The organism is Streptomyces recifensis, assembly GCF_002154615.1.
Lineage (GTDB): Bacteria > Actinomycetota > Actinomycetes > Streptomycetales > Streptomycetaceae > Streptomyces > Streptomyces griseoluteus.
In genome coordinates this window covers 196-11,660 of record NZ_MUNH01000335.1, presented here as the reverse complement: position 1 = coordinate 11,660, position 11,465 = coordinate 196, and the positions used below count along the sequence as shown (strand labels likewise).

Sequence of the window (11,465 nt, the reverse complement as noted above, 5' to 3'; positions counted from 1 at the left end):
CCGCCGCCGCCGTCACCCGCGACGCCATCAGCTCGAAGTCCTCCGGGTCCAGATGACCGTTGCCATTCGCGTCGAACAGCGTGAACACCAGCGTCACCCGGTCGATGGCCTCAGCACGCATGACTGACCAGACCCCTTCGTCGACTCGCCCCGAACCCCTCGGCACGCACCGACACACTGCGTCCCAAAAGCCCCCCGCATGCCGCACGGCCGTCACGTTCATCCAATGGGTGGATTCAGCACGTACCGAGGATTGGACGGCGAACACGACCGGAGCGGCCACCGCGGAAAGCCGCCCCTACGCCGCCGGAATCACCGCCGACACCCGGAAACCCCCGGCATCCGTCGGCCCCGACACGAACACACCGCCCAGCGCCACGACCCGCTCCCGCATCCCCAGCAGACCATTGCCGCCCGACGGCAGACCCGCCGACGCCGAGCCCGGCTCCGGCGGCGAATCGTTCTCCACCTGCATCGCCAGCTCCGCCGCCCGATGAGCCAGCCGCACATACGTCTTCGCACCCGCGGCGTGCTTGTGCACGTTCGTCAACGCCTCCTGCACCACCCGGTACGCGGTCTGCTCCACCTCCGCCGGATACGACCGCAGCTCACCCTCCACCGACAGCGCCACCACCATCCCGGCCGCCGCCGACTGCCCCACCAGCTCCTCCAGCTCCGACAGACACGGCCCGTCCACCACGACCACCTCGGCCGCCGCCTTCGACGCCGCCTCCGCCGCCGCGGCCCCCACCGCGGCCAACGGCACCGGAACCGGCTCCGGCTCCACGCGCCGCCGCACCGCCTCCCCGGCATCCCCCGACCGCAGCACCCCGAGCATCTCCCTCAGCTCGGTCAGCGCCTGCCGGCCCATGTCACCCACCAGCGCCGCGTTCCGCACCGCCTTCTCCGGGTCCTTGCGGGCCACCGCCTGCAACGCCGCCGCGTGCACCACCATCAGACTCACCCGGTGCGCCACCACGTCGTGCATCTCCCGCGCGATCCGCGTGCGCTCCTCGCTCCGCGCCCACTCCGCGCGCTCCTCCGCCCGCTCCGCGAGCAACTGCAGCTCCCGCTCCAGGCTGTCCGCCCGCTCCCGCAGGCTCTCCATCAGCCGGCGCCGGGCCCCCACGTACAGCCCCAGCAGCAGCGGAGGCGCCGTCAGGCCCAGTGAGGTGGTCACCGCGGCGAACGGCACGAACCAGTCGCCCAGCGTCAGATCCCCGCGCGCCATGTCCTGGCGCACCCGCACGAACGTCACGATCATCGTGCCCACCAGCGACATGCCCGCCAGCGCCACGATCACCCGGCGCGGCAGCTCGCACGCCGCCAGCGTGTACAGGCCGACGATGCCCATCAGGAAGCCCATCTGGGCGGGCGTCACCGCGATCGCCACCAGGACCACCGCGACCGGCCACTTCCGGCGCACCAGCAGCACCGAACCCGCCAGCAGCCCGAACACGACACCGAGCCACAGCGGCACGCCCGCGTCCCGCGCGAACGGCACGCCCTCCGCGCCGCACTCCACCGCCGACGCCAGCCCCAGGCCGACGTCCAGCACCGCACCGCGCCGTCTCTCCCACCACCACGGGCCGGTCGGCGCCCTGGTGTGGTCTTCCCCCGTCGTGGTCATGCCCTCCAGCCTACGGGCGCCCCCCGCGGCATTTCCGGTGACTTTCCCCTACCCACCCGGACCACGGACCCCTCCGTCACTCGAACTACTGAACTCCGCCGTACGGACCCCCGGAGACCCACATTCCGCCCGGACGATATGCAAATGGCACATTCATCAGGCAAAACCTCCAAGTACGCCGACTTCGACAGCCTCCGCGCCCGGGCCGTCGCCCTCCGCCGTGAGGGCATGAGCCTCCGCCAGATCCGCGACCACCTGAAAGTCCACAACAACGACCTGCTCAACCGCCTCGTCCACGGCGAACCGGCCCCGGAGTGGACCAAGCGCCCCAACGCCAAGGACGACCTCCGGGAACAGGCCCGGGAACTCCGCCGCCAGGGCTGCACCTACGACCAGATCGAAGCGGCACTGGGCTGCTCGCGCAGCTCGGTGTCGCTGTGGGTGAGGGACCTGCCGAAACCGGAACGGAAGCGGTCGCCCGAAGAGGCCGCGGCCATCTCCAGGAAGGGATGGGAGGAGAAGCTGCGCATCCGTGACGAGGAGCGTCGGCGCACCAAGGACGAGGCCCGACGGAGGGTCGGGGCGCTGACGGATCGCGAGCTGTTCCTGGTCGGCGTAGGGCTCTACTGGGCAGAAGGAGCCAAGGACAAGCCGTACGACCGCCGCGAGCACGTCACCTTCGTCAACAGCGACCCCGGCATGATCACGACCTTCCTCGCCTGGCTCGACCTGCTGGACGTGGAGCGCGAGCGGCTGCGCTTCACGGTGATGATCCACGAGACCGCGGACGTACCCGGCGCCGAGCGGTTCTGGGCCGAGGTGGTCGACGCGGACCGCGCCGCCTTCAACAAGACGTCCCTCAAGAAGCACAACCCGAAGACCGTCCGACGGAACACGGGCGACTCCTACCGGGGTTGCCTCGTGATCAAAGTCCTGAAAAGCGCAGACTTGTACCGTCGCATCGAGGGCGCCTGGTACGGCATAGTGGAGGCCGCGCGCGAAGCCGATCAATCAAATCGGACATAGCGCGCCATTCATCCCGGATCGTCTAAGGGCAGGACAAACGGTTTTGGTCCGTTGAATGAGGGTTCGAATCCTTCTCCGGGAGCTCACAGCAGTCACCTTCAAGGTTCGGGTCCCGACCGGTACAACCCCCGGCGGGACCCGCTCTCATGTCCGCCAAAAGGCCCCCCGGTATTCTGCCGCCAGTCACCACCTCTTCCCAGAGCCGAAAGGCAACCCCGTGAGCGCCATTCGCCCGGCAGCCGTCGTCGTTCTCGCAGCGGGTGAGGGCACCCGTATGAAGTCGGCCACACCGAAGGTCCTGCACCAGATCTGCGGCCGCTCCCTGGTCGGTCATGTGCTGGCCGCCTCCCGTGAGCTGGACCCCGCCGAGCTGGTGGTCGTCGTCGGCCACGCCCGTGAGCAGGTCGCCGCGCACCTCGCCGAGATCGACCCCGAGGTCCGCACGGCCGTGCAGGAGCAGCAGAACGGCACCGGGCACGCGGTGCGCATGGCGCTGGAGGAGCTGGGCGGCCCGGTGGACGGCACCGTCGTGGTGGTCTGCGGCGACACCCCCCTGCTGACCGCGGACACCCTGGCGGCCCTCACCGGCACGCACCAGGCGGACGGCAACGCCGTGACCGTGCTGACCGCCGAGGTCCCGGACGCGACCGGTTACGGCCGGATCGTGCGGGACGGCGCGAGCGGCGCGGTGACCGCGATCGTGGAGCACAAGGACGCGACCGACGAGCAGCGGGCGATCGCCGAGATCAACAGCGGTGTGTTCGCGTTCGACGGCCGGCTGCTGGCGGACGCGCTGAAGCAGGTGCGCACCGACAACAGCCAGGGCGAGGAGTACCTGACCGATGTGCTGGGCATCCTGCGGGCGGCCGGGCACCGGGTGGGCGCGTCGGTGGCGGGTGACCACCGGGAGATCGCCGGGATCAACAACCGGGTGCAGCTCTCGGAGGCCCGCCGGACGCTGAACGACCGTCTGCTGACGGCCGCGATGCTGGACGGCGTGACCGTGGTGGACCCGGCGACGACGTGGGTGGACGTGACGGTCGGCTTCGGCCGGGACGCGGTGGTGCACCCGGGTACGCAGCTCACCGGTGCGACGCGGATCGGGGAGGGCGCGGAGGTCGGCCCGAACAGCCGTCTGAACGACACGGTGGTGGGCGCGGGCGCGCGCGTGGACAACACGGTGGCGGACGGCGCGGTGGTCGGCGAGGGCGCGACGGTGGGTCCGTACGCGTATCTGCGGCCTGGTACGCGGCTGGGTGTGCGGTCGAAGGTCGGTACGTACGTGGAGACGAAGAACGCGTCGATCGGTGAGGGGACGAAGGTTCCGCATCTGTCGTACGTGGGGGACGCGACGATCGGTGATTTCACGAACATCGGCGCGGCGAGTGTGTTCGTGAACTACGACGGTGAGAGCAAGCACCACACGACGGTGGGGTCGCATTGCAAGACCGGTTCGGACAACATGTTTGTGGCTCCTGTCACGGTCGGGGACGGCGCGTACACCGGCGCGGGGTCCGTGATCACCAAGGATGTGCCGCCCGGTGCGCTGGCCGTGGCCCGTGGTCAGCAGCGCAATATCGAGGGCTGGGTGGCTCGTAAGCGTCCGGGGAGCGCGGCCGCGAAGGCGGCGGAGGCGGCGTCCCGGCCGGGCGTGGACGAGGGCTGAGGTAAGGCTCGCCGGAAACGGCCGCGTCAAACACGGCGTACCGTGATAAGTGCACAACCGCACCCCTACCAGCCGATTCGGCCCTCTCGTGCCCCGTCGAGAGGTCGCTTGGCCGGCGGCTGGCTGAGAACCTCTGAGGAGACAGTGCTGTGACCGGGATCAAGACGACCGGCGAGAAGAAGATGATGTTCTTCTCCGGCCGCGCCCACCCCGAACTTGCCGAGGAGGTCGCTCACAAGCTCGGTGTGGGGGTCGTCCCGACGAAGGCGTTCGACTTCGCCAACGGTGAGATCTATGTGCGTTATCAGGAGTCGGCGCGTGGCGCGGACTGTTTCCTGATCCAGAGCCACACGGCGCCGATCAACAAGTGGATCATGGAGCAGTTGATCATGATCGACGCGCTGAAGCGGGCGTCGGCGCGCTCCATCACGGTGATCGTGCCGTTCTACGGGTACGCCCGGCAGGACAAGAAGCACCGTGGCCGTGAGCCGATCTCGGCGCGTCTGATCGCCGATCTGATGAAGACGGCGGGTGCGGACCGCATCCTGACCGTGGATCTGCACACGGACCAGATCCAGGGCTTCTTCGACGGTCCGGTGGACCACCTGTTCGCGCTGCCGCTGCTGGCGGACTACGTGGGCGCGAAGGTGGACCGGTCGAAGCTGACCGTGGTCTCCCCGGACGCGGGCCGGGTGCGGGTGGCCGACCGCTGGTGCGACCGGCTGGGCGCGCCGCTGGCGATCGTGCACAAGCGCCGGGACAAGGACGTGGCGAACCAGGTCACGGTGCACGAGGTCGTGGGTGACGTCGAGGGCCGTATCTGTGTCCTGGTGGACGACATGATCGACACCGGTGGCACGATCTGCGCGGCCGCGGACGCGCTGTTCGCGCACGGGGCCGAGGACGTCATCGTGACGGCGACGCACGGTGTGCTGTCGGGTCCGGCGGCGGACCGGCTGAAGAACTCGCGGGTGAGCGAGTTCGTGTTCACCGACACCCTGCCGACGCCGGGTGAGCTGGCGGCGGACCTGGACAAGATCACGGTGCTGTCGATCGCCGGGACGATCGCCAGCGCGGTGCGTGAGGTGTTCGAGGACGGCTCGGTGACGAGCCTCTTCGACGAGCAGTGAGGTTTCTGCAGGCCCTCTGACGGGCGGCGGAAGATCCTTTTGGGCGCGGCCCCCTTGCCGAGTAGACTGCGACAGTTGCTCGGCGAGGGAGGCCGCGCTCGTGTTTCACGGGTGCCGGTTGTCCGTTATCGACGCGCTCTTCGTAGCAGGCCGTTCGTGGCCGGGTGACCACGTTCCGTCTATCTGTACGAGGAGTGATCCGTATGTCCGAGGTCAAGCTCGCCGCCGAGTCCCGCACCGAGTTCGGCAAGGGTGCCGCCCGTCGCATCCGCCGTGAGAACAAGGTTCCCGCTGTCCTTTACGGCCACGGTTCCGAGCCGCTGCACGTGACCCTGCCGGGCCACGAGCTGCTGCTGGCGCTGCGTACGCCGAACGTCCTGATCGCCCTGGACATCGACGGCAAGACCAACGAGCTGGCGATCCCGAAGTCCGTGCAGCGCGACCCGCTGAAGGGCTTCCTGGAGCACGTCGACCTGCTGCTGGTCAAGCGTGGCGAGAAGGTCACCGTCGAGATCCCGGTCGTCGCCGAGGGCGAGCTGGCCCCGGGCGGCAACCTGCTCGAGCACGTGCTGAACGCGCTGCCGGTCGAGGCCGAGGCCACCCACATCCCGGAGTCCGTGACGGTCTCCGTCGAGGGCCTGGAGGCCGGTGCCTCCGTCCACGCCAAGGACATCGAGCTCCCCAAGGGTGTCTCCCTGGCCGTCGAGGGCGACGCCGTCGTCCTCCAGGTCCTGGCCGCGCAGGTCGAGGAGCCGGCCGAGGACGAGGCCGCCGCCGAGGGCGAAGAGTCCGCCGAGGCCTGAGCCGTACCGGCTTGAATCATCCGTCAGCCGTCGTCCCCGTTCTCCGGGGGCGGCGGCTGGCGCATACCGAGGAGAGATGGGTCGTTGAGTACCCCCGCGAACGCCCCTTGGCTGGTGGTCGGGCTCGGTAATCCGGGGCCGGAGTACGCGATGAACCGGCACAACGTCGGTTTCATGGCGGTGGATCTGCTCGCGGAGCGGATCGGCGGGGACCACGTGCACGTGACCACCCTCACCTCGCCGGGCCAGGAGCCGCACGACCTGGAGATCAGCCCGCGGCAGATAGGCGGTCTGGAGCGTTCCGACGCCGTCCTCTATCTGAAGGGGCTGCAGCCGTCGGTGGACAAGGCGGTGGACCAGTCGCCGGTGAAGACGAAGATCGACGCGGCCACGCTGACCACGCTGGAGGAGCACGGCACCGAGGTCGGGGGCCATGCCGCCGAGCACGAGGGCCACGACCACGAGGGGGAGAACGGCAAGGACCCGCACATCTGGCTCGACCCGGTGCGGTACGCCGAGGTCGCCCAGGGCGTCGGCCGTGCGTTCGAGAAGGCGGACCCGGACCATGCCGCGGACTACAAGAAGAACACCGCGGCCCTGGTGAAGCAGTTGGACGAGCTGAACACCGGCTTCGAGGAGGGCCTGGCGCACACCCGGTCCAAGGTCTTCGTCACGACGCACGCGGCCTTCGGTTACCTCGCCGAGCGGTACGGCCTCACCGAGGAGGCGATCAGCGGGCTGGACCCCGAGTCCGAGCCGAGCGGGGCGCGGGTGCGGGAGCTGCAGAAGCTTGCCCGGGCGGACGGGGTCTCGACCGTGTTCTACGAGACGCTGGTCAGCGACAAGACCGCGAAGACCGTCGCCGGGGACGCGGGTCTGAAGACGGACGTGCTCGATCCGATCGAGGGCATCACGAAGAAGTCGCGCGGCCAGGACTACCTCGCCGTCCAGCGGGCCAACCTCAGGGCCCTCCAGAGCGCGCTGGGGTCCAAGTGACCGGCGACGAGCGGGAGTCGGCGCCCGTACTGACCCTGCGGGACGTGCGGGCCGAGCTGGGCGGGCGGCCGGTGCTGCGGGGCATCGACCTGGGCGTGCGGCCCGGTGAGGTCGTCGCTCTGCTCGGGGCCAACGGTTCGGGCAAGTCCACGGCCGTGCGGACCGCGATCGGGCAGGTGTCGGCCACCTCCGGTGCCGTCGAGCTGTTCGGGACGCCGTTGCGGTCCTTCCGGGACTGGGCCCGTGTGGGCTACGTCCCGCAACGCACCTCCGCCGCCGGGGGCGTACCGGCCACGGTGTCCGAGATCGTGTCGTCGGGGCGCCTGGCGCGGACCCGCTTCGGGTTCTTCCGCAAGGCGGACCGGGAGGCGGTGGAGCGGGCGCTGGAGCTGGTCGGCATGGCGGACCGGGCCAGGGACTCGGTGACAGCGCTCTCGGGGGGCCAGCACCAGCGGGTGCTGATCGCCCGGGCGCTGGTGTCCGAGCCGGAGCTTTTGATCATGGATGAGCCGATGGCGGGTGTCGACCTCGCCAGCCAGGAGGTGCTGGCCGCGACCCTGCGCGAGCAGGTGGCCGCCGGGGCGACCGTGCTGCTGGTACTGCATGAACTGGGCCCGCTGGAGCCGCTGATCGACCGCGCGGTGGTGCTGCGGGACGGCTGTGTGCTGCACGACGGGCCGCCGCCGAAGGCCGTCGGCCAGCACGCCCTGCCCGGCCACGACCACGTGCATCCGCACGAGGGCGCCGAACCGATCCGTACGGGACTGCTGAGCTGATGGACTTCCTGAACTACGCCTTCATGCAGCGGGCGCTGCTCGCGGCCGTCCTGGTCGGCATCATCGCGCCGGCGATCGGCATCTACCTCGTGCAGCGCCGCCAGCCGCTGATGGGTGACGGCATCGGGCACGTGGCGATGACCGGTGTCGGTCTCGGCTTCCTGCTGAACTCGTCGCCGGTGTGGATGGCGACGCTCGTCTCCGTGGCGGGATCGGTGCTGATGGAGCTGATCCGGTGGTACGGCAGGACACGCGGTGACATCGCGCTCGCGATGCTCTTCTACGGCGGTATGGCGGGCGGTGTGCTCTTCGTCAACCTCGCGCCGGGCGGCTCCAATGCCAACCTCACGTCGTATCTCTTCGGCTCGCTGTCCACGGTGGCGCCGGCCGACGTGACCGCGATCATCGTGCTCGGCGCGGCGGTGGTCGCGGTGACGCTGGGACTGCGGCGGCAGTTGTTCGCCGTCAGCCAGGACGAGGAGTTCGCGCGGGTCACCGGGCTGCCGGTGCGTGCGCTGAACCTGCTCGTCGCGGTCACGGCGGCGGTCACCGTCACCGTGGCGATGCGTGTCGTCGGCCTGATCCTGGTGTCGGCGCTCATGGTGGTCCCGGTGGCCGCCGCCCAGCAGCTGACCCGCAGCTTCGCGGCGACGTTCGCGATAGCGGTGGCCTTGGGCGTGACGGTGTCCATCGGCGGCACGATCACCTCGTTCTACGAGGACGTCCCCCCGGGCGCCACCATCGTCCTCCTGACCATCGCCGCCTTCGCCGTCATGACCGCCCTCGCCACCCCCCTGGCCCGCCGCCGCGCCCGGGCGACCCGGCACACCGGGGACCCGGTCGAGTGCGCGATCCCGGCGACACGACCGGCGGGGGACGAGGTGGGCGTCTGACCTGGGGACGCCCCACGGCGATGCCGCCCCCGTGCACGCCCCGCACTCCCGAACCGCCGGACGCAGCTTCGCGTCTGACCGCCGGGGGCGACGACTGGCACAATGGGCCGGTCAGAGGCGCAGATCTGAGGAGGCACCCGGTGACGACCGCTGGACCGCCCGTGAAGGGCCGCGCGACCAAGCAGCGCGCGGCGGTGGCGGCGGCCCTCGACGAGGTCGACGAGTTCCGCAGTGCGCAGGATCTCCACGACATGCTCAAGCACAAGGGCGACTCGGTCGGGCTCACCACCGTCTACCGCACCCTCCAGTCCCTCGCCGACGCCGGCGAGGTAGACGTGCTGCGTACCTCGGACGGGGAGTCGGTCTACCGCCGCTGCTCCACGGGCGAACACCACCACCACCTGGTCTGCCGCACCTGCGGCAAGGCCGTCGAGGTGGAGGGCCCCGCCGTGGAGAAGTGGGCGGAGGCCATCGCCTCGGAACACGGCTACGTGAACGTCGCCCACACGGTGGAGATCTTCGGTACCTGCGCGGACTGCGCGGAAGCCACCGGCTGAGCCGGAAGGCCCGCACGAGGGGCCCCCGCACGAGAAGAACGCCCCCTGCCGGACGGACAGGGGGCGTTCTCACGAAGTCGCACGAGGACCCGAGCAGGCACTACGACGCCGAGTCGTCGCCCTTCATCGCCGCCTCCATGGCCAGCAGTTCCTCGTTCGGGACCGCTCCCCCGAAGCGGCGGTCGCGCGAGGCGAATTCGACGCACGCGCGCCACAGGTCACGCCGGTCGAAGTCGGGCCACAGGACGTCCTGGAAGACCATTTCCGCGTAGGCGCTCTGCCACAACAGGTAGTTCGACGTGCGCTGTTCGCCGCTGGGGCGGAGGAACAGGTCGACGTCGGGCATGTCCGGGTAGTAGAGGTACTTCTGGACGGTCTTCTCGGTGACCTTGGACGGGTCCAGGCGGCCCGCCTTGACGTCCTCGGCGATGGCCTGCGCGGCATCGGCGATCTCGGCGCGGCCGCCGTAGTTCATGCAGAAGTACAGGGTGAGGAGATCGTTGTCCTTGGTCTGCTCCTGCGCGACCTGGAGTTCCTTCGCCACCGACTTCCACAGCTTGGGCATCCGCCCGACCCAGCGCACCCGGATGCCCAGCGCGTCGAGCTGGTCGCGGGACTTGCGGATGAAGTCGCGGTTGAAGTTCATGAGGAAACGGACCTCGTCGGGCGACCGCTTCCAGTTCTCGGTGGAGAAGGCGTAGAGCGAGATGTTACGGACGCCCGCCTCGATCGCCCCCTGGAGCACGTCGAGCACCTGCTCGGCGCCCACCTTGTGCCCCTCGGTACGCGGCAGCCCCCGCTCCTTGGCCCAGCGCCCGTTGCCGTCCATGACGATCGCCACGTGCTCGGGGACCAGCTCACCGGGAAGCTTCGGCGCGCGGGCGCCGGACGGGTGCGGTTCCGGCGCCTGGTACTCCCGGCGCCGGCCCCCCAGAAATCCGCGTACGACCATGCTTCTCGTCTCCTCAGCCGTGCTTGCTGCTTATTTCTCTACGTAGCGCAGGGAGCGCAGACCCCGCTCCAGATGCCAGTGCAGATAGGCCGACACCAGGCCGCTCCCCTCGCGGACGTGCCGCGCCTCGGCCGCGTCCGCGGTCTCCCAGTCTCCCGTAAGCAGCGCGCCCAGCAGCATCAGGGTCTGCGGGGAGGGCACCACGCTGCCCGGCACCCGGCAGTCCACGCAGACCGAGCCGCCCGAGGCGACCGAGAAGAACCGGTTCGGCCCCGGCATCCCGCACCGGGCGCAGTCCCCGAAGGTCGGCGCGTAGCCGTTGACGGCGAGCGAGCGGAGCAGGAAGGCGTCGAGGACGAGGTTGGAGGCGTGTTCGCCGCGCGCGAGGGTGCGCAGGCCGCCGACCAGAAGCAGGTACTGCTGTACGGCGGGCTCGCCCTCGTGGTCGGTGAACCGCTCGGCCGTCTCCAGCATGGCGGTCCCGGCGGTGTAGCGGGAGTAGTCGGTGACGATGCCGCCGCCGTACGGGGCGATCGTCTCGCTCTGGGTGCACAGCGGCAGCCCGCGCCCCACCAGCTCGCTGCCCCGCGCGAAGAACTGCACGTCGACGTGGGAGAAGGGCTCCAGCCGGGCGCCGAACTTGGACTTCGTGCGCCGCACCCCGCGCGCCACGGCCCGGACCCGGCCGTGGCCGCGGGTCAGCAGGGTGATGATCCGGTCCGCCTCGCCCAGCTTCTGGGTGCGCAGCACGATGCCGTCGTCGCGGAACAGACTCATGCCGTCCATTCTCGCCCACGCCCGGACCGGCGAAGGCGTCACTCCGGTTATCCGCCCCCGGCTGTGACCGGCCCCACGCCCGGCTCTACGATCCCGCTGGACGTGACGCATGTGTGCGCACGGGCCGCCTGTGGCGGCAAGGGGAGAGGCTGGACATGAGAACAGAGGCAGGCGGCGCGCGGGCGCCGCGGGGGAGACGGGCCAAGATATGGCTCGCCGCCGGAACCGTGCTGGTGGCGGGGACGGGCGCGGTCGTCGC

11 protein-coding genes, 1 tRNA gene and 1 pseudogene are annotated in these 11,465 nt (G+C 70.2%); 9 read left to right on the top strand and 4 right to left on the bottom strand.

Going from position 1 to position 11,465, the window contains the following annotated elements; all coding sequences use genetic code 11:
• Both CCN33_RS33080 and CCN33_RS18300 read right to left on the bottom strand, forming a co-directional pair.
• Window positions 1-121, bottom strand: a pseudogene (locus CCN33_RS33080) (EF-hand domain-containing protein); the annotation flags it as partial.
• 177 nt (window positions 122-298) lie between these two features.
• Window positions 299-1,630 (bottom strand): sensor histidine kinase, encoded by a 1,332-nt coding sequence (locus CCN33_RS18300; RefSeq protein WP_086694657.1) that lies wholly within the window; start codon window positions 1,628-1,630, stop codon window positions 299-301.
• A gap of 144 nt (window positions 1,631-1,774) precedes the next feature.
• Here CCN33_RS18300 and CCN33_RS18295 point away from each other — a divergent pair, with 144 nt between their 5' ends.
• From CCN33_RS18295 to CCN33_RS18255, 9 genes are all read left to right on the top strand, one after another.
• On the top strand, window positions 1,775-2,656 hold the full coding sequence (locus tag CCN33_RS18295) for a hypothetical protein (protein ID WP_086694656.1): 882 nt from the start codon (window positions 1,775-1,777) through the stop codon (window positions 2,654-2,656).
• An 11-nt stretch (window positions 2,657-2,667) separates the two neighbouring features.
• Window positions 2,668-2,738: transfer RNA gene (locus CCN33_RS18290), tRNA-Gln, on the top strand.
• A 135-nt stretch (window positions 2,739-2,873) separates the two neighbouring features.
• Window positions 2,874-4,322 (top strand): bifunctional UDP-N-acetylglucosamine diphosphorylase/glucosamine-1-phosphate N-acetyltransferase GlmU, encoded by a 1,449-nt coding sequence (gene glmU, locus CCN33_RS18285; RefSeq protein ID WP_086694655.1) that lies wholly within the window; start codon window positions 2,874-2,876, stop codon window positions 4,320-4,322.
• Between the two features lie 149 nt (window positions 4,323-4,471).
• Window positions 4,472-5,452 carry a ribose-phosphate diphosphokinase gene (locus tag CCN33_RS18280; RefSeq protein WP_086694654.1) on the top strand — a complete coding sequence of 327 codons (981 nt, stop codon included), beginning with the start codon at window positions 4,472-4,474 and terminating at the stop codon, window positions 5,450-5,452.
• Between the two features lie 203 nt (window positions 5,453-5,655).
• The gene (locus tag CCN33_RS18275) at window positions 5,656-6,255 is read left to right on the top strand and encodes a 50S ribosomal protein L25/general stress protein Ctc (RefSeq protein ID WP_086694653.1); all 600 of its coding nucleotides are present in this window, start codon (window positions 5,656-5,658) and stop codon (window positions 6,253-6,255) included.
• A gap of 84 nt (window positions 6,256-6,339) precedes the next feature.
• The gene (locus CCN33_RS18270) at window positions 6,340-7,251 is read left to right on the top strand and encodes a metal ABC transporter substrate-binding protein (protein ID WP_167387890.1); all 912 of its coding nucleotides are present in this window, start codon (window positions 6,340-6,342) and stop codon (window positions 7,249-7,251) included.
• Complete coding sequence (locus tag CCN33_RS18265; protein WP_086694652.1) at window positions 7,248-8,027, top strand: metal ABC transporter ATP-binding protein; 780 nt, start codon at window positions 7,248-7,250, stop codon at window positions 8,025-8,027. The genes CCN33_RS18270 and CCN33_RS18265 overlap by 4 nt, the downstream gene beginning before the upstream one ends.
• Complete coding sequence (locus CCN33_RS18260; RefSeq protein ID WP_086694651.1) at window positions 8,027-8,920, top strand: metal ABC transporter permease; 894 nt, start codon at window positions 8,027-8,029, stop codon at window positions 8,918-8,920. The genes CCN33_RS18265 and CCN33_RS18260 overlap by 1 nt, the downstream gene beginning before the upstream one ends.
• A gap of 140 nt (window positions 8,921-9,060) precedes the next feature.
• Window positions 9,061-9,477: a Fur family transcriptional regulator gene (locus CCN33_RS18255; RefSeq protein WP_086694650.1), complete on the top strand. Its 417-nt coding sequence runs from the start codon at window positions 9,061-9,063 to the stop codon at window positions 9,475-9,477.
• A 100-nt stretch (window positions 9,478-9,577) separates the two neighbouring features.
• Here the strand turns inward: CCN33_RS18255 and CCN33_RS18250 are convergent, their stop codons facing one another.
• Together CCN33_RS18250 and recO are read right to left on the bottom strand one after the other, a co-directional pair.
• Entirely contained in the window at window positions 9,578-10,429 is an 852-nt protein-coding gene (locus CCN33_RS18250) for an isoprenyl transferase (RefSeq protein ID WP_086694649.1), read from the bottom strand.
• A gap of 30 nt (window positions 10,430-10,459) precedes the next feature.
• A complete protein-coding gene (gene recO / locus CCN33_RS18245) occupies window positions 10,460-11,206 on the bottom strand; it encodes a DNA repair protein RecO (RefSeq protein WP_030814776.1) in 747 nt (248 codons plus the stop codon).
• Window positions 11,207-11,465 lie beyond the last annotated feature (259 nt).

Bases quoted from the DNA above. Each gene is read 5' to 3' on its own strand.
- CCN33_RS18300 (WP_086694657.1), bottom strand. From the start codon at position 1,630: ATGACCACGACGGGGGAAGACCACACCAGGGCGCCGACCGGCCCGTGG.
- recO (WP_030814776.1), bottom strand. From the start codon at position 11,206: ATGAGTCTGTTCCGCGACGACGGCATCGTGCTGCGCACCCAGAAGCTG.
- CCN33_RS18260 (WP_086694651.1), top strand. From the start codon at position 8,027: ATGGACTTCCTGAACTACGCCTTCATGCAGCGGGCGCTGCTCGCGGCC.
- CCN33_RS18275 (WP_086694653.1), top strand. From the start codon at position 5,656: ATGTCCGAGGTCAAGCTCGCCGCCGAGTCCCGCACCGAGTTCGGCAAG.
- CCN33_RS18295 (WP_086694656.1), top strand. From the start codon at position 1,775: ATGGCACATTCATCAGGCAAAACCTCCAAGTACGCCGACTTCGACAGC.
- CCN33_RS18250 (WP_086694649.1), bottom strand. From the start codon at position 10,429: ATGGTCGTACGCGGATTTCTGGGGGGCCGGCGCCGGGAGTACCAGGCG.